Source organism: Streptomyces sp. NPDC048718, from assembly GCF_043198875.1.
Lineage (GTDB): Bacteria > Actinomycetota > Actinomycetes > Streptomycetales > Streptomycetaceae > Streptomyces.
The window spans coordinates 583948-602162 of sequence record NZ_JBICVG010000001.1 but is presented as its reverse complement, the minus strand read 5'-3'; the positions used below and the strand labels follow the sequence as shown (position 1 = coordinate 602162).

Below are 18215 nucleotides of genomic sequence, written 5' to 3'. Positions count from 1 at the left end.
TTACAGCACCTCCGGCGCGAGCGAGATGATCTTCATGAACTTCTTCTCGCGCAGCTCACGGCCGACCGGGCCGAAGATACGGGTGCCGCGAGGGTCGCCGTCGTTCTTCAGAATGACGGCGGCGTTCTCGTCGAAGCGGATGTACGAGCCGTCCTGGCGGCGACGCTCCTTGACGGTGCGAACGATGACCGCCTTGACGACGTCACCCTTCTTCACGTTGCCACCGGGGATCGCGTCCTTGACGGTGGCGACGATGACGTCACCGATGCCCGCGTAGCGGCGACCCGAGCCACCGAGAACACGGATGCAAAGGATCTCCTTCGCACCAGTGTTGTCGGCAACACGAAGTCGCGACTCCTGCTGGATCACGTCTATCTCCTGATTGTCTGCCGGTTCCCGGCGGGGGCACCACGGTGAGTGGGCCCCTGCCGAGCCTGGCGGAACGATTCCTAGGGAGTCCCCCTAGGAGGGATTGCTTACCTTCGCAGTTCCCTGACGGGAATTACTTGGCCTTCTCGAGGATCTCGACGACACGCCAGTGCTTCGAGGCGGACAGCTTGCGCGTCTCCATGAGGAGGACGCGGTCGCCGACGCCGGCCTGGTTCTGCTCGTCGTGAGCCTTGAGCTTGTTCGTACGGCGGATGATCTTGCCGTACAGCGCGTGCTTGACGCGGTCCTCAACGGCGACGACGACGGTCTTGTCCATCTTGTCGCTGACGACCAGGCCCTCACGCACCTTGCGGGCGTTGCGCTCGTTCTCAGTCACGTTGTTCTCGCTCATCAGGCGTTCTCCACCGTCTCAATGCCGAGCTCACGCTCGCGCATGAGGGTGTAGATACGGGCGATGTCCTTACGGACCGCCCGCAGACGGCCGTGGTTCTCGAGCTGACCCGTGGCCGCCTGGAAGCGGAGGTTGAACAGCTCTTCCTTGGCCTCGCGGAGCTTGGCGACAAGCTCCTCGTTGCCCAGCTCGCGCAGCTCGGACGCCTTGGTACCGGCCGACATCACAGCTCACCTGCCTCGCGCTTAACGATCTTGCACTTCATCGGCAGCTTGTGGGCCGCACGAGTCAGGGCTTCACGCGCGATCTTCTCGTTCGGGTAGGACAGCTCGAACATCACCCGACCGGGCTTGACGTTCGCGATCCACCACTCCGGGGAACCCTTACCGGAACCCATGCGGGTCTCGGCAGGCTTCTTCGTGAGCGGGCGGTCCGGGTAGATGTTGATCCAGACCTTGCCGCCACGCTTGATGTGGCGGGTCATCGCGATACGCGCGGCCTCGATCTGGCGGTTGGTCACGTAGGCCGGGGTGAGGGCCTGAATGCCGTACTCGCCGAACGCAACCTGCGTGCCACCCTTGGACATACCGTTGCGCTTCGGGTGGTGCTGCTTGCGGTGCTTGACCCTACGGGGGATCAGCATTTCGGTCAGGCCTCCGTTCCGGTGCTCTCAGCAGCCGGAGCGGCGGCGGCGTCGGCCTTGGGGGCCTCGGCAGCGGGAGCCTGCTGCGGCTTGCGACCGCGACCGCCACGCTCGCCACCGCGGCCACCACGGGCCGGGCGGTCAGCGCCACCACGGGCCGGGCGGTTGCCGGCGCGGGCAGCAGCGTTCTCGGCGCGGACCTCGGCGATGTTCTTGACGTCGCCCTTGTAGATCCAGACCTTCACGCCGATGCGGCCGAAGGTCGTCTTGGCCTCGAAGAAGCCGTACTCGACGTTCGCGCGCAGCGTGTGCAGCGGCACACGACCCTCGCGGTAGAACTCCGAGCGGGACATCTCGGCGCCGCCGAGACGGCCACCACACTGGATCTTGATGCCCTTGGCGCCGGCCTTCATGGCGGACTGCATGCTCTTGCGCATGGCCCGACGGAAGGAGACGCGGGAGGACAGCTGCTCGGCGACGGCCTGGGCCACCAGCTGAGCGTCGACCTCGGGGTTCTTGACCTCGAGGATGTTCAGCTGAACCTGCTTGCCGGTCAGCTTCTCCAGCTGGCCGCGGATCTTGTCGGCCTCGGCGCCACGGCGACCGATGACAATGCCCGGGCGAGCGGTGTGGATGTCCACGCGGACACGGTCACGGGTGCGCTCGATCTCAACCTTCGAGATGCCGGCGCGCTCCATGCCGGACGTCAGCATCCGACGGATGGCGACGTCTTCCTTGACGTAGTCCTTGTACAGCTTGTCGGCGTACCAACGCGACTTGAAGTCGGTGGTAATGCCGAGCCGGAACCCGTGCGGGTTTACCTTCTGGCCCATTACCGGGTTCCTTCCTTGCTGCTGACGACCACGGTGATGTGGCTGGTCCGCTTGCGGATCCGGTAGGCACGGCCCTGGGCACGCGGACGGAACCGCTTCAGGGTCGGGCCCTCGTCGACGTACGCCTCGCTGATGACCAGCGAGGAGGCGTCCGTGTGGTCGTAGTTGTGCGCGGCGTTGGCAATGGCGCTGTCGAGCACCTTGCCGACCGGCACGGAGGCTGCCTGCGGAGCGAATCGCAGAACAGCCTGAGCCTCCGTGGCATCCATGCCACGGATCAGGTCCACCACGCGGCGGGCCTTCATGGGCGTAACGCGGATGTACCGCGCCTGGGCCCTGGCTTCCATGGTTGTCCCTCTCAGTTACTTACGTGTCTGAATGCGATCCGCTACTAGCGGCGCTTCGACTTCCGGTCTTCCTTGACGTGACCCCGGAAGGTGCGCGTCGGCGAGAACTCGCCGAGCTTGTGGCCGACCATCGACTCGGTGACGAACACCGGGACGTGGGTCTTGCCGTTGTGCACCGCGATGGTGTGACCCAGCATGCTGGGGATGATCATCGAGCGACGGGACCAGGTCTTGATGACGTTCTTGGTACCGGCTTCGTTCTGGGCGTCCACCTTCTTTACGAGGTGGCCGTCAACGAAGGGTCCCTTCTTGAGACTGCGCGGCATCTAAACCCGCTCCTAGCGCTTCTTGTTCGTCTTGCGGCGGCGGACGATGTACTTGTTCGAAGCCTTCTTCGGCGAACGAGTACGACCCTCCTTCTGACCCCACGGGGAGACCGGGTGACGACCACCGGAGGTCTTGCCCTCACCACCACCGTGCGGGTGGTCAACCGGGTTCATCGCCACACCGCGGACGGTCGGGCGGACGCCCAGCCAGCGCTTGCGGCCGGCCTTACCCCAGTTGATGTTCGACTGCTCGGCGTTGCCGACCTCACCGATGGTGGCGCGGCAGCGAGCGTCGACCAGGCGGATCTCGCCAGACGGCATGCGGAGGTGGGCCATCGTGCCCTCCTTCGCGAGCAGCTGCACGGAGGCACCTGCGGAGCGGGCGAACTTGGCGCCACCGCCGGGACGGAGCTCGATCGCGTGGATCGTGGTACCGACCGGGATGTTGCGGAGGGCCAGGTTGTTGCCGGGCTTGATGTCGGCCGTGGGGCCGTTCTCCACCCGGTCACCCTGCGCGAGACCGCGCGGGGCGATGATGTAGCGCTTCTCGCCGTCCGCGTAGTGGAGCAGCGCGATGCGAGCGGTGCGGTTCGGGTCGTACTCGATGTGAGCGACCTTGGCCGGCACGCCGTCCTTGTCGTGACGACGGAAGTCGATCACGCGGTAGGCGCGCTTGTGGCCACCACCCTGGTGACGGACGGTCACACGACCGGTGTTGTTACGGCCACCCTTGCTGTGCAGCGGGCGGACCAGCGACTTCTCCGGCGTGGACCGCGTGATCTCGACGAAGTCGGCGACGGAGGCGCCACGGCGTCCCGGCGTCGTCGGCTTGTACTTGCGGATACCCATTTCTCAGTCCTCGTCCGATATCGGACGACTCGACCGCCGTTAGGCGGTCGGGCCGCCGAAGATGTCGATTCGGTTGCCCTCAGCAAGGGTCACGATGGCGCGCTTGGTGTTGGCGCGCTTGCCGAAACCGGTGCGGGTGCGCTTGCGCTTGCCCTGACGGTTGATCGTGTTGACCCCGGCGACCTTGACCGAGAAGACCGCCTCGACGGCCTGCTTGATCTGGGTCTTGTTGGCGGTGGGCACGACGATGAACGTGTACTTGTTCTCGTCGAGCAGCGCGTAGCTCTTCTCGGAGACAACCGGCTTGACGAGGATGTCGCGCGGGTCCGTGAAGGTCTTGCTGGTGATCTCGGCCATCAGGCTTCGTTCCCCTCAATGTCAGCGGCCTTGGGGCCAGACACGAAGGACTCGAGGGCGGCCTGGGTGAAGACCACGTCGTCGGATCGCATCACGTCGTACGTGTTCAGCTGGCCCGGCTCCAGGATGTGCACCTGGGGCAGGTTGCGGGCGGACAGCCACGCGGCCTCGTCGGAGCGCTCGACGATCAGGAGCAGGTTCTTGCGCTCCGAGATCTTGCCGAACAGCGTCTTGGCGGCCTTGGTGGAGGCAGCACCCTCGACCACGCCGGAGACGACGTGGATGCGGGAGTGGTTCGCCCGGTCGGAGAGGGCACCGCGCAGGGCGGCGGCCTTCATCTTCTTCGGGGTCCGCTGCGAGTAGTCACGCGGCACGGGACCGTGCACGACGCCACCACCGGCGAACTGCGGGGCGCGGGTCGAACCCTGACGGGCGCGGCCGGTGCCCTTCTGGCGGTACGGCTTCCGACCGCCACCACGGACCTCGCCACGCGACTTGACCTTGTGCGTACCCTGACGGGCGGCGGCCAGCTGCGCGACGACGACCTGGTGGATCAGCGGGATGCTGATCTTGGCGTCGAAGATCTCGGCCGGGAGCTCGACGGTCCCGGTCTTGTCGCCGGAGGGCGACAGAATGTCAATGGTGCTCATATCCTCAGGCCCCCTTGGCCGCGGTGCGGACCAGGACGAGGCCGCCGTTCGGACCAGGAACCGCGCCCTTGATGAGCAGCAGGCCCTTCTCCGCGTCAACGGCGTGAACGGTCAGGTTCTGGGTGGTCACACGCTCGTTGCCCATGCGACCGGCCATGCGCATGCCCTTGAAGACACGGCCCGGGGTGGCGCAGCCACCGATCGAGCCGGGCTTGCGGTGCACGCGGTGCGCACCGTGGGAGGCCTTGCCACCACGGAAGTTGTGGCGCTTCATGACACCGGCGAAGCCCTTGCCCTTGCTCTTACCGGTGACGTCGACCTTCACGCCGGCCTCGAAGACCTCGGCGGTGATCTCCTGGCCGAGCGTGTACTCGGTGGCGTCAGCGGTGCGGAGCTCCACCAGGTGGCGGCGCGGGGTGACGTCGGCCTTGGCGAAGTGACCCTTGAGGGGCTTGTTCACCTTGCGCGGGTCGATCTCGCCGAAGGCGATCTGGACCGACTCGTAGCCGTCGATGTCGTTCGTACGCACCTGGGTCACGACGTTCGGACCGGCCTTGACGACGGTCACCGGGACAACCCGGTTGTTCTCGTCCCAGACCTGCGTCATGCCGAGCTTCTCGCCCAGGATGCCCTTGATGTTCTTAGCCATCTCGCGCGTCACCTCAGAGCTTGATCTCGATGTCGACACCAGCCGGCAGGTCGAGACGCATGAGCGAGTCGACCGTCTTCGGCGTGGGGTCGAGGATGTCGATGAGGCGCTTGTGCGTGCGCATCTCGAAGTGCTCGCGCGAGTCCTTGTACTTGTGCGGCGACTTGATGACGCAGTACACGTTCTTCTCAGTGGGCAGCGGCACCGGGCCCGCGACCGACGCACCGGTACGGGTCACCGTCTCGACGATCTTCTTCGCCGAAGAGTCGATGACCTCGTGGTCGTAGGCCTTGAGCCGGATGCGGATCTTCTGTCCCGCCATGGCTACTTCGTAGTCCTGTCTCTTGTTTAACGCCCTGGAACCCGCCGGGCCGTGTCCCTTGGAACACCGCTCCACCTCCGACCCACGCGGTCGGGCGTGTCGCACTCCCTCTACGAAGAAATCCCTAGAGATTTCCCAACCAAGGGGGTGCGGTCCCTGAGACCGCGATACGGGGGTGGAACACCCACCGGGTGCCCTGGTCGGTACCCCGCCCACGCTTCCCGAAAGATTCCCGTACGTCCGCCCCTCACGAGGGGCGACGAGTACTGTGGGACTCGCTTCCGGTCCTCCCGGCGGGAGGCGCGCAGCATCGGTACTCAACCGAGCAACCACGCCAGTCTGCCATACGGGGTCGGCCGACCGCCAATCGGGTCGAAGACTGTACCCCACGTCACGCTGAGGTACACACAGGGTGGGGGCGGGGCGCGACGGGGGCGTGCGCGAGGTGGGCGGGGGCGCATATGCCACGGCGTCCATCGGATCGTCGTACGGATGGCGTCACCCGCGTGGGTCCGCGTCGTTGCCGCTCATGGCGACACCGTGCGCACGGACGCGAGCCGCCCGGCGGCGCCCGAGAGTCCTCGCTGATCCGCACAGACGGGCGATCGACACTGGAGGCATGGTGGACATCGCCGCCGGCCCGACCTACCGGACCGCGCTCGCCTGGCTGCCGCCGGAGCCGCTGTGGCCGGGGATCCAAGCGATCCGGCGGGTGCACGACCGGCAGATCCGGCGCTGGCCACCGCACGTGAACGTCGTGTACGGGTTCGTGCCGGAGGGCGCCTTCGAGCGGGCGGCGGTGCTGGTCGCGGACGCGCTCGCCGCGTGCCCGCCGTTCGAAGCGCGGCTCGCGGGGGTGCGCTGGTTCCGGCACCGGTACGACGCCACGGTCTGGCTCGACCCTGCCGCGGCGGGCCTGGAGCCGTGGGTACGGCTGCGCACGGCGCTGGAGGAACGGTTCCCCGACTGCGCCGACCCCCGGCCGTACACCCCGCACCTGTCCCTGGGGCGCAGCCCCGAACCCGCGATCCTCGCCGCCGAGTGCGCCGCGCTGCTGGGTACGGCCACCGTCCGCGTGGAGGAGCTGGTGCTGCTCGCCCGGCGCGGCGACGGGCCCATGCGGGTACGGGCGGCCGTACCGCTCGGCGCCGGGCCCTGAGGAGGCGGCCGCTCCCCCGAGGGTCCCGCCGGCTCCGGCCGCCCCTCCCCTTCACACCCCCGGGTGAAGGAATCCCCGCCCGCTGAACCCCTCCCCCGGAATTCCCGTCTTGCCGGGCGCACACGGCCGGTGCCCGACCAGTACCGGTGGCACGCACGCGGCGGTCGGCGGGAAGCGCGGCGCCGCTCACGGGGGGACCGAGGACCAGGTGGACAACCGAACAGTGGCGCGCCGGACGCTGCTCGCGGGCGTGGCCGGCGGGGCGGCGGCCGCGGCCTCCCTGACCCTCGCGGGCTGCTCCGTACCCGTACCGCCGGCGCCCGTCCGCTCCGCCGATCCGGCGCCGGGACGGCCCATCGCGACGAACCGCCGGGCGCTGCTGCTCCAGGTCGCGGCGCACCCGGACGACGATCTGTTCTTCATGAACCCCGACACGCAGCGGCTGCTCGACGCCGGGGTGCCGGTGGTCTCGGTCTATGTCACCGCCGGTGAGCACAACGGCAGGAACGGGCTCCCCGGCAAGCCGCCCGTCTCCGTCGACAAGGCCGCCTACTCCGCCGCACGTCACCAGGGCCTGCGGCAGGCATATGCCGAAGCGCTCGGACTGAACAAGTTCACCGCCTGGCAGCGCCGGTCCCTCGGCCTCGCCGGCGGGCGGCACGCGGAGGCCGACACCCTGGAGCACGCGGGCCGCCGCGTCGAGCTGGTCTTCCTCAACCTGCCGATGCACCACCCCCGCCACTCCATGGCCGTGCCCGCCCTGTGGGAGGACCGCGCCCTGGAGCTGCGCACCCAGCTGTCCGCGGGCTCCCCCGTCCTCCGTTCCGACACCTACGACCACGACCGGCTGGTCGAGGTGCTGGCCGGACTGTTCGCCGCGTACCGCCCGACCGTCGTGCACACCCTCGACCCGGACCCCGACATCCAGCACGGGAACCTCGCCGCCGCGCGGCGCGACAGCGAGCAGCCCGGCTACTCCGACCACGGCGACCACACCGCCGTCGCCTGCTTCACCTGGGCGGCGCTGCTGCGCTGGGTGGCCGACGCGACCGCCGGAGGCGGGCCGGTGCCCGCGTTCACGACGACGGCGTTCCGCGGCTACTACAACCGGCACTGGCCCAAGAACCTCCCGCCCCGCGTCCTCGCGGAGAAGGCCGCCCACCTCGTCCCGTACGGCGGCGACCCGTCCTGGGACTGCGGCGATCCGTCCGGCTGCGGCGACTACGGACAGGGCGGCGGCCGGCCGCTGACCAACCGCAAGGGCTGGGTGCGCGCCACCCACCACCGCTGGCCCGGCGCCCGCCCGGTGCTCGCCGGGGAGCCGGACGGCCGGCTCGCCGCGTACGGGGTGCTGGGGCTGCGGATGGCCCGCTGGCGCGAGACCGCGCCCCGGTCCGGGGTGTGGGGCGAACCGACGGACCTGGGCGGCGGGCCACTGACGCCCGCGCTCGGCCAGGCGATCCTCGGCGACGGGCGGCTGCTGCTGTTCGGGGTGCGGATCTCGGCGCTCAGCGGGCGCGGCGGGCCGGACCGGCGCGAGGTGGTGCTACTCGAACAGCGGTCTACCGGTGGGGAGTTCAGCGCGTGGCGGGGGCTCGGCAACCCGGAGCGCGGGGACGACCGGGGCCGCCGGATCGGCGCGCCGGTGGCGGTCGCCGCGCCGGACGGCCGGGTCCATCTGTTCGTACGGAACGCGGACAAGGGCGTCTCGACCCGGGTCCGGTCCGCCGACGGCGCCTGGGGCCCGTGGCGGACCCTGCCCGGCAGCGGCGAGGCCTCCGGCACGGGCTCCGGCGAGGGGCCGGGCAAGGGTTCGGGCGAGGGCGTCCAGGACGGGCTGACCGCGCTCGTCGACGGTGCGGGCCGAGTACGGCTTCTGGCGGCGGGGCGGACGGCGGTACGGCAGTGGGTGGACGGCTCCCCCGCCGCGCCGCTGCCCCTGGCGGGCGATCCCGTCGCGGCGGTCCCCGGACCCGGCCCGCGGGACCTGGCGGTCTACTACCGGGCGCCCGCCGAGGGCCGGCTGCGCGTGGCACCAGGGGCCGGGGTCCGGCCCGTGCCCGCCTTCGAGGGGTACGGGGCTCTCGCCGCCGCCCCCGGACCGGTACTGCTCGGCCTGGACGACCACGGCCGGGTCCAGCTGCACCACAACGGCCGGCTGTCCGTCCGTACGCGAGGGGCGACACCGGTCGGCGACACCGCGCTGTGGATGGAGAGCGCGGGCGGAGGGGCGCTCGCGGTCGGCATGGGCGCGGACGCCCGGCCGTGGATCTGGCGCCCCCCATCACCCTCCGCGTAACGGCGGATGACGCGCGCTCAGAAGCGCGGCAGCACGGCCTCGTACCGGCCGCCGAAGGACGCCGGACCGCTCTCCGACGGGCTCCCGATCCCGCTCCCCATGGCGCTCCCGATGGCGGTCCCGATGCCGTTGCCGACGTCGGTCCCGGGTCCGTTGCCCCTGATCCGGCCGGGGGCGGCGTATCCGCGGATCGTGTTCAGCTGCCCGTAGAGCCCGTCGCCCGGGCAGGCGGTGGCGAAGCCGTCACGGTGCCCGGAGATCGCGTCGAAGGTGTACGGATCGCCCTCCACGTACTTGTGCGTACCCACCGTCTGGTTGGCGCCGGAGGTCAGGGTCGTCCGGCCGGCCGGATCGACCCGGTACTGGCCGAGCTTGTACGCGATGATCCGCGCCACCGAGGCGAGCGCGGCCTGCGGTGCGCCCTCGGCCGAGAAGTCGCCGATCACGGCGATGCCGGTGGTCTGCGCGTTCCAGCCGTAGGTGTGGGCGCCGTGCACCGGCTGGTCGATGCCGCCCTTGCGGCCCTCGTAGATCGTGCCGCACTTGTCGACGAGGAAGTTGTAGCCGATGTCCCGCCATCCCTCGACGCGGACGTGGTAGTCGAGGATGCCCTGGATGATGCTCGCGGACTGGGAGCACTCGTACGGGCGGCTGTCGGTGTGGTGGACGAACGCGGCCTTGATCCGGCCGGCCGGCAGATAGATCGCCGGTTCGGTGACCTCGGACTCGTCGGCGCCCCACTCGGCGCGGGTGACGACCCGGGGGCGCGCGGCCGTGGACGACGGGCCGGGTCGGCTCGGCGGGACGGTCGGGGAGTCCTCGGCGGCGGGCGCGCCGTTCGCGCCGTCGCCCGCCTTGGTGCCGGCGTCCTCGGTGCGGGGAGAGCCGTCCGGGTCGCTGCCCGCCCTGGTCCCCGCCCGTCCGGCGGCGGTTTCCCCGCTCGCGCTCCGGGGGTCGATCAGGTTCACCCGGAGACCGGCGGGCAGCGGGGCCGCGGCCGTGCCGTCCACGCCATCGCCGCGACCGCTCTCGCCCCGGGCGCCCCCGAGGCGGGCCTCGACGCCGTCGGAGGGTCCGACCCACAGGGGCTCGGTCGAGCCGCGGCCGGCCGACCGTTCGCCGTCCAGGCCCGCGGGGTGCCGGTCCAGCTCGGTCCAGTCGGACCAGAGGCCGGTCACCAGGTCGCGGGTGCGGACCTCGATCGGGCCCGGGACCTCGGCCCGAGGATCGTCCCAGGTCACGCCGAGCAACCGGAACGGCTCCGTACGCTGCCGGCCGAGGACCGCTCCCCCATTCCCCTGGCCGGTCAGACCGAGCGTGCGGATCCCGCCCGGCAGGTCGTGGTCGAGGTCGTGGTCGCGCCCGAGGTCGTACGCCGACACGGACCCCGCGCCGCCGTCGCCTCCGCCCACCCCGTACGCGGCGGCCTGCGGGGCCAGCAGCACGGTGGCCGCGAGCGCCGCCCCCACGGCCGTACGACGAACCCGGGTGCCCGATCCCCCGCGCGTACGCGCGCGTGCCCGTCCAACCGCTGCCACGATTCCTCCACCCGCTCGAACCGCCCGTGCCACGCCTGATGTGCGCGTACGTTACGGGACATCAGATACGGGACGAACGGGATACGGCACGAAGCGGGCCCGCCTTCCCACGAAGGAAGGCGGGCCCGGGAGCCGTGTGGACGCGCACGCGCGCCGGAGGCCGGTCAGCCGGCGGCGGCCGCGAGGTTGCGGCGGGCCCGGCCGTGCAGGGCGATGCCGGCCGAGACGGAGACGTTGAGCGATTCGGCGGCGGGGTTCATCGGGATGGACACCGTCTCGGCGGCGACCCCGGCGAACGAGCCCGACGGGCCGGTCTTCTCGCTGCCGAAGACGAGCACGAGCCGCTCGTCGATGCCGTCGAGCTCGCTCGCGGAGAGCTTGCCGTCGGCCTCGAAGACCACCGGGCGCATCCCGCTGCCGCCGAAGTAGGCCAGCGCCTCGTCGCGCGACGCGAGGACGATCGGCAGGGAGAACACGTAGCCGCGGCTGGCGCGGATGAGACGGCGGTCGGCGATGGTGCCGAGACCGCTGTCGACCAGGACGACACCGGCGGCACCGAGCGCGAACGCGGTCCGCACGATGGCGCCGATGTTGCCGACGATCTTCACGCCGTCGAGCAGGACGACATCACCGGCGAGGCTCTCCAGATCCGCGAATCGGCCGGCCGGCGGAACCTTGGCGATACCGAAGACCTTGGGCTTCTTCTCGGTCTTGAAAACCTGATTCGCGACCGTGGCGGAGAGCAGCCGCACCGGAATTCCGCGCTTTTCGCACGCGTCGAGCAGGTCGCCCGGCACCGGCACGGTGTCGAGACCGTAGACCTCGGCGAACTCGACCCCCGCGCGGATGCTCTGCAGCAGGGGCTCGATGTCCTCGATCAGCACCGTACGCACGACGGACCGGGAAGGCTTGGTCACATCGACGATGCGCTGCACCGCGGGGTCGGAACGGTCGACAATAACGTCAAGATTGGGCACGACGGAGACGTTAGCACAGGGGTTGTGACCGATTCGGACCCTTTCGGGAGCGGCCGGCGAGGACCCCGCTCCCGAATTGTTTTCCCTGGCGAAACCCTGCTTTTCCGCATTCCCCACGCGGGAAATGCCCGGAGCGCGAGACACCGGGGCACGGGACCCTCGGGACGGAGCGTCCAGGATCCCGGGTACGACAAAGGGCCCGTACGACCGGAGTCGTACGGGCCCTTCGCGTGATTCGAGCGCTCCTACGGAGCCACCCGGTCAATCAAGCCACAAGCAAGCGGACTTACTTGTTGATCTTGACGACCTGGCCGGCGCCGACGGTCCGGCCACCCTCACGGATGGCGAACTTGAGGCCCTCCTCCATGGCGACGGGCTGGATCAGCGCGACGGTCATGGAGGTGTTGTCGCCCGGCATGACCATCTCGGTGCCCTCGGGGAGGGTCACGACGCCGGTCACGTCCGTGGTACGGAAGTAGAACTGCGGGCGGTAGTTGTTGAAGAACGGGGTGTGACGGCCACCCTCGTCCTTCGACAGGATGTAGGCCTGGGCCTCGAACTCGGTGTGCGGGGTGACCGAACCGGGCTTGATGATGACCTGGCCGCGCTCGACATCCTCGCGCTTGATGCCACGGAGGAGCAGACCGACGTTCTCACCGGCCTGGCCCTCGTCGAGCAGCTTGCGGAACATCTCGATACCGGTGACCGTGGTGGTGGTCTTCTCGGTCTTGATGCCGATGATGTCGACGGTCTCGTTGACCTTGAGGACACCACGCTCGATACGACCGGTGACGACGGTGCCACGACCGGTGATCGTGAAGACGTCCTCGATCGGCATCAGGAACGGCTTGTCGACGTCACGCTCGGGCTGCGGGATCGACTCGTCGACGGCCTTCATGAGGCCGAGGAGCTTCTCGCCCCACTCCTTGTCGCCCTCGAGGGCCTTGAGCGCGGAGACGCGGACGACCGGCAGGTCGTCGCCCGGGAACTCGTACTCGGTGAGGAGCTCACGGACCTCGAGCTCGACGAGCTCCAGGATCTCCTCGTCGTCCACCATGTCGGCCTTGTTCAGGGCGACGACGATGTACGGAACGCCGACCTGGCGGGCCAGGAGCACGTGCTCCTTGGTCTGCGGCATCGGGCCGTCGGTGGCGGCGACCACGAGGATGGCGCCGTCCATCTGGGCCGCACCGGTGATCATGTTCTTGATGTAGTCGGCGTGACCGGGGCAGTCGACGTGCGCGTAGTGACGCGACTCGGTCTGGTACTCGACGTGCGCGATCGAGATCGTGATACCGCGCTGGCGCTCCTCGGGAGCCTTGTCGATCTGGTCGAACGCCGAGGCCTCGTTCAGCTCCGGGTACGCGTCGTGCAGCACCTTGGTAATGGCGGCCGTGAGGGTCGTCTTACCGTGGTCGATGTGACCGATGGTGCCGATGTTGACGTGCGGCTTAGTCCGCTCGAACTTCGCCTTCGCCACTGGGGTCCTCCTGTGGAGTGGTTCTGAACGCCTTGCTTCATCGGCGCCAGGATGATCTTTGCTGGGGTGCCGTCCGCCGGGGATCTCCCCTTCCGGGTCCTTCCCCGGCGGTCGGTGTCAAGCCTAAAGCGTGGAAACGCGGAGCGTTACTCGCCCTTGGCCTTCGCGATGATCTCCTCGGCGACGTTCCGCGGAACCTCGGCGTAGGAGTCGAACTGCATCGAGTAGCTTGCGCGACCCGAGGTCTTGCTGCGGAGGTCTCCGACGTAGCCGAACATCTCCGACAGAGGCACGAGGCCCTTCACGATGCGAGCACCGTGACGCTCCTCCATGGCCTGGATCTGGCCACGGCGGGAGTTGATGTCGCCGACGACCTCGCCCATGTAGTCATCGGGCGTGGTGACCTCGACGGCCATCATCGGCTCGAGGAGCACGGGGGACGCCTTGCGCGCGGCCTCCTTGAAGGCCTGCGAACCGGCGATCTTGAAGGCGAGCTCGGAGGAGTCGACCTCGTGGTAGGCACCGTCGAGCAGGATGACACGGACACCGGTCATCTCGTAGCCCGCCAGGATGCCGAACTGCATGGCCTCCTGCGCACCCGCGTCCACCGAGGGGATGTACTCCTTGGGGATGCGGCCACCGGTGACCTTGTTCACGAACTCGTACGAGGCCTCGCCGGCCTCGATCGGCTCGATCGCGATCTGCACCTTGGCGAACTGACCGGTACCACCGGTCTGCTTCTTGTGGGTGAAGTCCACGCGCTCGACGGCCTTGCGGATCGTCTCGCGGTACGCGACCTGCGGCTTGCCGACGTTCGCCTCGACCTTGAACTCGCGACGCATACGGTCGACGAGGATGTCGAGGTGAAGCTCGCCCATACCACCGATGATGGTCTGGCCGGTCTCCTCGTCCGAGTGAACCTGGAAGGAGGGGTCCTCCTCCGCGAGACGCTGGATGGCGACACCCAGCTTCTCCTGGTCACCCTTGGACTTGGGCTCGATGGCGACCTGGATGACCGGCGCCGGGAAGTCCATGGACTCCAGGATGACCGGGGCCTTGTCGTCACACAGCGTCTCACCAGTGGTGGTCTGCTTCAGACCCATGACGGCGACGATGTCACCGGCGCCCACCGACGCGATCTCCTCACGCTTGTTCGCGTGCATACGGTAGATCTTGCCGATGCGCTCCTTCTTGCCCTTCACGGAGTTCAGCACCGCGGTGCCGGCCTCCATGCGGCCCGAGTAAACCCGGACGAAGGTGAGCTTGCCGAGGTGCGGGTCGCTCGCGATCTTGAACGCGAGAGCGGCCAGCGGCTCGTCCTCGGACGGCTTGCGAAGGATGACCTTCTCGGCGTCCTTGACGTCCTGGCCCTCGATGGCCTCGACGTCGAGCGGCGAGGGGAGGAAGCGCACGACGGCGTCGAGCAGGGGCTGAACGCCCTTGTTCTTGAACGCGGTGCCACAGAACACCGGGGTGACCGTGGTGGAGTCCTTCGAACCCGACGCGATCGTGATGCGGCGGACGGCCGCGTAGAGCTGCTCCTCGGTGGGCTCGGTGCCCTCCAGGAACATCTCCATGATCTCGTCGTCGTTCTCGGCGACACCCTCGAGCAGCTTGCCGCGGTACTCCTCGGCGAGCTCCTGCATGTCGGCCGGGATGTCGACGATGTCGTACATCTCGCCCTTGCTCGCGTCGGCGGACCAGACGAGAGCCTTCATGCGGACGAGGTCGACGACACCCTGGAAGTCGGCCTCGGCACCGATCGGGAGCTGCATGACGATCGGGGTCGCGCCGAGGCGCTCGTCGATCATGCCCACGCAGCGGAGGAAGTCGGCACCCGTACGGTCGAGCTTGTTGACGAAGCAGATACGCGGAACGCCGTAGCGGTCCGCCTGACGCCAGACAGTCTCGGACTGGGGCTCGACGCCGGCGACGCCGTCGAACACGGTGACAGCACCGTCGAGCACGCGCAGCGAACGCTCCACCTCGACGGTGAAGTCGACGTGACCCGGCGTGTCGATGATGTTGATCGTGTGATCGACGTCCTCGAGCGGCCAGTGGCAGGTGGTGGCAGCGGACGTGATCGTGATGCCACGCTCCTGCTCCTGCTCCATCCAGTCCATCGTGGCGGCGCCGTCGTGGACCTCACCGATCTTGTACGAAACGCCGGTGTAGAACAGGATCCGCTCGGTGGTGGTCGTCTTGCCCGCGTCGATGTGGGCCATGATGCCGATGTTGCGCACCTTGGCCAGGTCAAGCGAAGTGGTAGCCATAAGGCTTCAGTCTTCTCTCGGTCTCGATGTGGGTTGCGACTACCAGCGGTAGTGCGCGAAGGCCTTGTTGGACTCGGCCATCTTGTGCGTGTCCTCGCGCTTCTTGACGGCAGCACCGAGGCCGTTCGAGGCGTCGAGGAGCTCGTTCATGAGGCGCTCGGTCATGGTCTTCTCGCGACGGGCGCGGGAGTAACCGACCAGCCAGCGCAGCGCGAGGGTGGAGGCACGACCCGGCTTGACCTCGATCGGCACCTGGTAGGTGGCGCCACCGACACGGCGGGACTTGACCTCGAGGGACGGCTTGACGTTCTCGAGAGCGCGCTTCAGCGTGATGACCGGGTCCTGGCCGGTCTTCTCACGAAGACCCTCCATGGCGCCGTACACGATGCGCTCGGCGGTGGAACGCTTGCCGTCCAGCAGGATCTTGTTGATCAGCGAGGTGACAAGAGGAGAGCTGTAGACCGGGTCGATGATGACCGGGCGCTTCGGGGCGGGGCCCTTACGAGGCATTCTTACTTCTCCTTCTTGGCGCCGTAGCGGCTGCGAGCCTGCTTGCGGTTCTTGACACCCTGGGTGTCAAGCGAACCGCGGATGATCTTGTAACGAACACCCGGCAGGTCCTTCACACGGCCACCACGCACGAGCACGATGGAGTGCTCCTGCAGGTTGTGTCCCTCACCCGGAATGTAGGCCGTGACCTCGATACCGGAGGTCAGACGCACACGCGCGACCTTACGGAGGGCCGAGTTCGGCTTCTTCGGGGTGGTCGTGAACACACGCGTGCAGACGCCGCGGCGCTGAGGGGAACCCTCAAGTGCGGGCGTCTTGTTCTTCTCGACCTTGTCCTGCCGGCCCTTCCGGACCAGCTGCTGGATCGTAGGCACTACTTCTCCGGTTTCTGTGTGCCGATCGTAAAGCTAACCTGGAACGTCGCCGACCCACGCGGTCGGGTGTGTCGAATCACGCGGACCCTCCACCGAGGGCGGAAAGGTGCGGATCGCGGTGGCCGGTTTCGGAACCTTGTGTGCGGTTGAGGACACGCACTCGGCTCCGGGCACACCCCAGGCACAAGGCATGAGCGTACCTACCGCATGCACTCCGGTCAAAACAAATGCCCACGCAGGCAGAACCCCGGGCGGTCGGCCGAAACGGCGGCCCGGGGCGCGCCTGGGACCGACCCTCCATCAATCCTCCCCCGAGGCTCCGGTGACCCCCCGAGGGACCCCGAGAGGGCCCGTGGGGGCTCTGTGGGCGACCGTGGGGGTCCCGGGGAGGCCTGGAGGCGGGAAAGGGACCGAACGGGGCCCCGGGGGGCACCTGCACGGAATGAGAGGTTCCGGGCGGGGGTGCCGCGGGGGCCCGGAATCGGGGGCGGGTGGGCGCGGCCGACAGATGTGGCCGGTGGACGTGACGGTGGGCGTGACGGGGTACGGCCGCCGGGGCCGGTGGCCGGAACCCGTCGCCCCTCGGATCAGTCCTGGGCGGCGCGGCGGGTGCCGGGCTCGTCCACCTCGGGGTCGAGGAACTGATTGACGACCTTGACGAAGACGCCCATCCGCTCGTCGGGGACGCCGAGCCAGCGCGCGAAGTCCTCCATGGTCGGCTGCCAGTCGCCCGGCGGCAGCAGATCCGCGGCCAGCGGCAGCTCCTCCGGGGTCACCCGCCCGGACCGGATGAGCATGTCGCGGACCGACACCCCGAGGAGCGGGGCGATCCTGCGCATGGTCTCCAGGTCGGGCATGCTCTGCCGCTGCAGCAGCCGGGTCACGGCGGCGCGGTGCACGCCGGCCTCGTCGGCGATCCGCGACTTCCCGCCGCCCCGGGGGCTGTCGATGTCGTAGCCGCGAGCCCGCATCAGTCCCTCGACCCAGCCCGCGAACTCGTCGAGTCCTTGAGTGCTCATGTGTCCTGCTCCCTCACTCCCCCACCCTTACGGGCCCCTTACCTTAGCGTGCTTGCGCGCACAGAATTACGTGCTTTCGGGCACGCAACCGTGACGAATCAGTGAAGAAATACGGAAGGTGAGCGGGGGGTCGCAAAGGGATCACCATCCCTTCGGAAAGAAGTTGGTTGCGCGCTCGCACGCAACATGCTTATCGTGCTCGGCGCCGCACTCGTCGGCCTCCCGAGTCCGTGGGCCCCCGGCCCCCGGGGCGGGGGCCCGGACCGTGGAGAACACCTTGCAGCAGCCCGACACCTCCCCCTGGCAGGCCACCGCCGCGTGCGCCGGCCTCTCCCCGACCGTCGTCTTCTCCCGGCGCGGCAAGGAGGCGGCCCCGGCCCTGCGGGCCTGCGCCGTCTGCCCCGTGAGCCGCGAGTGCGAGACGGTCGTCGCCCCGGCCGAGAGCTGGTTCGACGGCGTCTGCGCGGGCCGTCTGTGGCGCAACGGACGTCCGGTACGGCCGCGCCGCGGGCGCGGCGGGGCGGCCGGGATCGATACGGCCGACGGGACCGACGTGACCGGCGCGGGCGGGGTCGCCGCAGCCGACGGGGCGCCGGCCGCCGCCGGCCCGAACCGGTCCCAGCGCCCGGGCCTTTCGATCCGGCCGTCCCACCAGACCCACCAGACCCACCAGACCCACCAGACCCACCAGGCCCTTCCGGCCCGCACAAGCCGTCCGGACCACCTGGCCGGCCTCACCTCCGGAGGCAACCGTGGCTGAGCGATCCGGTACGGGCGCGGCGCGGCCGCCGCGCGACACCGACGGACGGACGGCGACAAGCGGGCATCC

At 69.2% G+C, this 18215-nt stretch carries 22 protein-coding genes; 3 read left to right on the top strand and 19 right to left on the bottom strand.

Going from position 1 to position 18215, the window contains the following annotated elements; genetic code table 11:
• From rplN to rpsJ, 12 genes are all read right to left on the bottom strand, one after another.
• Positions 1-369, bottom strand: coding sequence for a 50S ribosomal protein L14 (gene rplN, locus ACGFRB_RS02915; protein WP_003956455.1), 369 nt, complete (start codon positions 367-369; stop codon positions 1-3).
• Positions 370-502: 133 nt separating this feature from the next.
• Positions 503-781: a 30S ribosomal protein S17 gene (gene rpsQ, locus ACGFRB_RS02910; protein WP_363009713.1), complete on the bottom strand. Its 279-nt coding sequence runs from the start codon at positions 779-781 to the stop codon at positions 503-505.
• Positions 781-1005 carry a 50S ribosomal protein L29 gene (gene rpmC / locus ACGFRB_RS02905; protein ID WP_030494258.1) on the bottom strand — a complete coding sequence of 75 codons (225 nt, stop codon included), beginning with the start codon at positions 1003-1005 and terminating at the stop codon, positions 781-783. Before rpmC ends, rpsQ begins: the two co-directional genes overlap by 1 nt.
• The gene (gene rplP, locus ACGFRB_RS02900) at positions 1005-1424 is read right to left on the bottom strand and encodes a 50S ribosomal protein L16 (RefSeq protein ID WP_030494257.1); all 420 of its coding nucleotides are present in this window, start codon (positions 1422-1424) and stop codon (positions 1005-1007) included. Before rplP ends, rpmC begins: the two co-directional genes overlap by 1 nt.
• Positions 1425-1429: 5 nt before the next feature.
• On the bottom strand, positions 1430-2257 hold the full coding sequence (rpsC, locus tag ACGFRB_RS02895; protein ID WP_128985132.1) for a 30S ribosomal protein S3: 828 nt from the start codon (positions 2255-2257) through the stop codon (positions 1430-1432).
• On the bottom strand, positions 2257-2604 hold the full coding sequence (gene rplV, locus ACGFRB_RS02890) for a 50S ribosomal protein L22 (RefSeq protein ID WP_004571827.1): 348 nt from the start codon (positions 2602-2604) through the stop codon (positions 2257-2259). Before rplV ends, rpsC begins: the two co-directional genes overlap by 1 nt.
• 44 nt (positions 2605-2648) lie before the next feature.
• Positions 2649-2930 carry a 30S ribosomal protein S19 gene (rpsS, locus tag ACGFRB_RS02885; RefSeq protein ID WP_361236652.1) on the bottom strand — a complete coding sequence of 94 codons (282 nt, stop codon included), beginning with the start codon at positions 2928-2930 and terminating at the stop codon, positions 2649-2651.
• 12 nt (positions 2931-2942) lie between these two features.
• The gene (gene rplB / locus ACGFRB_RS02880) at positions 2943-3779 is read right to left on the bottom strand and encodes a 50S ribosomal protein L2 (protein WP_361236649.1); all 837 of its coding nucleotides are present in this window, start codon (positions 3777-3779) and stop codon (positions 2943-2945) included.
• A 39-nt stretch (positions 3780-3818) separates the two neighbouring features.
• Complete coding sequence (gene rplW / locus ACGFRB_RS02875) at positions 3819-4136, bottom strand: 50S ribosomal protein L23 (protein ID WP_363009716.1); 318 nt, start codon at positions 4134-4136, stop codon at positions 3819-3821.
• Positions 4136-4786: a 50S ribosomal protein L4 gene (gene rplD, locus ACGFRB_RS02870; RefSeq protein WP_363009718.1), complete on the bottom strand. Its 651-nt coding sequence runs from the start codon at positions 4784-4786 to the stop codon at positions 4136-4138. The genes rplW and rplD overlap by 1 nt, the downstream gene beginning before the upstream one ends.
• 4 nt (positions 4787-4790) lie before the next feature.
• Positions 4791-5435 (bottom strand): 50S ribosomal protein L3, encoded by a 645-nt coding sequence (gene rplC / locus ACGFRB_RS02865; RefSeq protein ID WP_361236644.1) that lies wholly within the window; start codon positions 5433-5435, stop codon positions 4791-4793.
• A 13-nt stretch (positions 5436-5448) separates the two neighbouring features.
• Positions 5449-5757, bottom strand: a complete 309-nt coding sequence (gene rpsJ, locus ACGFRB_RS02860; RefSeq protein ID WP_003948644.1) for a 30S ribosomal protein S10 — start codon at positions 5755-5757, stop codon at positions 5449-5451.
• Between the two features lie 619 nt (positions 5758-6376).
• On the opposite strand from rpsJ, the gene ACGFRB_RS02855 reads away from it, so the two are divergent.
• Together ACGFRB_RS02855 and ACGFRB_RS02850 are read left to right on the top strand one after the other, a co-directional pair.
• Positions 6377-6916, top strand: a complete 540-nt coding sequence (locus ACGFRB_RS02855; RefSeq protein WP_393238088.1) for a 2'-5' RNA ligase family protein — start codon at positions 6377-6379, stop codon at positions 6914-6916.
• 208 nt (positions 6917-7124) lie between these two features.
• The gene (locus ACGFRB_RS02850; protein WP_393238086.1) at positions 7125-9215 is read left to right on the top strand and encodes a PIG-L family deacetylase; all 2091 of its coding nucleotides are present in this window, start codon (positions 7125-7127) and stop codon (positions 9213-9215) included.
• A 17-nt stretch (positions 9216-9232) separates the two neighbouring features.
• Here the strand turns inward: ACGFRB_RS02850 and ACGFRB_RS02845 are convergent, their stop codons facing one another.
• The 7 genes from ACGFRB_RS02845 to ACGFRB_RS02815 form a co-directional block, all read right to left on the bottom strand.
• A complete protein-coding gene (locus ACGFRB_RS02845) occupies positions 9233-10753 on the bottom strand; it encodes an N-acetylmuramoyl-L-alanine amidase (RefSeq protein ID WP_393238083.1) in 1521 nt (506 codons plus the stop codon).
• A gap of 164 nt (positions 10754-10917) precedes the next feature.
• A complete protein-coding gene (nshR, locus tag ACGFRB_RS02840) occupies positions 10918-11730 on the bottom strand; it encodes an NshR/TsnR family 23S rRNA methyltransferase (protein WP_393238080.1) in 813 nt (270 codons plus the stop codon).
• A 286-nt stretch (positions 11731-12016) separates the two neighbouring features.
• Entirely contained in the window at positions 12017-13210 is a 1194-nt protein-coding gene (tuf, locus tag ACGFRB_RS02835) for an elongation factor Tu (protein ID WP_361236626.1), read from the bottom strand.
• A 146-nt stretch (positions 13211-13356) separates the two neighbouring features.
• The gene (gene fusA, locus ACGFRB_RS02830) at positions 13357-15483 is read right to left on the bottom strand and encodes an elongation factor G (RefSeq protein ID WP_361236623.1); all 2127 of its coding nucleotides are present in this window, start codon (positions 15481-15483) and stop codon (positions 13357-13359) included.
• Between the two features lie 39 nt (positions 15484-15522).
• The gene (gene rpsG / locus ACGFRB_RS02825; protein ID WP_359872649.1) at positions 15523-15993 is read right to left on the bottom strand and encodes a 30S ribosomal protein S7; all 471 of its coding nucleotides are present in this window, start codon (positions 15991-15993) and stop codon (positions 15523-15525) included.
• 2 nt (positions 15994-15995) lie between these two features.
• Positions 15996-16367, bottom strand: coding sequence for a 30S ribosomal protein S12 (gene rpsL / locus ACGFRB_RS02820; RefSeq protein WP_003948652.1), 372 nt, complete (start codon positions 16365-16367; stop codon positions 15996-15998).
• A 587-nt stretch (positions 16368-16954) separates the two neighbouring features.
• Positions 16955-17386: a helix-turn-helix transcriptional regulator gene (locus tag ACGFRB_RS02815; protein ID WP_363009727.1), complete on the bottom strand. Its 432-nt coding sequence runs from the start codon at positions 17384-17386 to the stop codon at positions 16955-16957.
• A gap of 277 nt (positions 17387-17663) precedes the next feature.
• On the opposite strand from ACGFRB_RS02815, the gene ACGFRB_RS02810 reads away from it, so the two are divergent.
• The gene (locus ACGFRB_RS02810; protein WP_393238075.1) at positions 17664-18146 is read left to right on the top strand and encodes a WhiB family transcriptional regulator; all 483 of its coding nucleotides are present in this window, start codon (positions 17664-17666) and stop codon (positions 18144-18146) included.
• Positions 18147-18215: the final 69 nt, after the last annotated feature.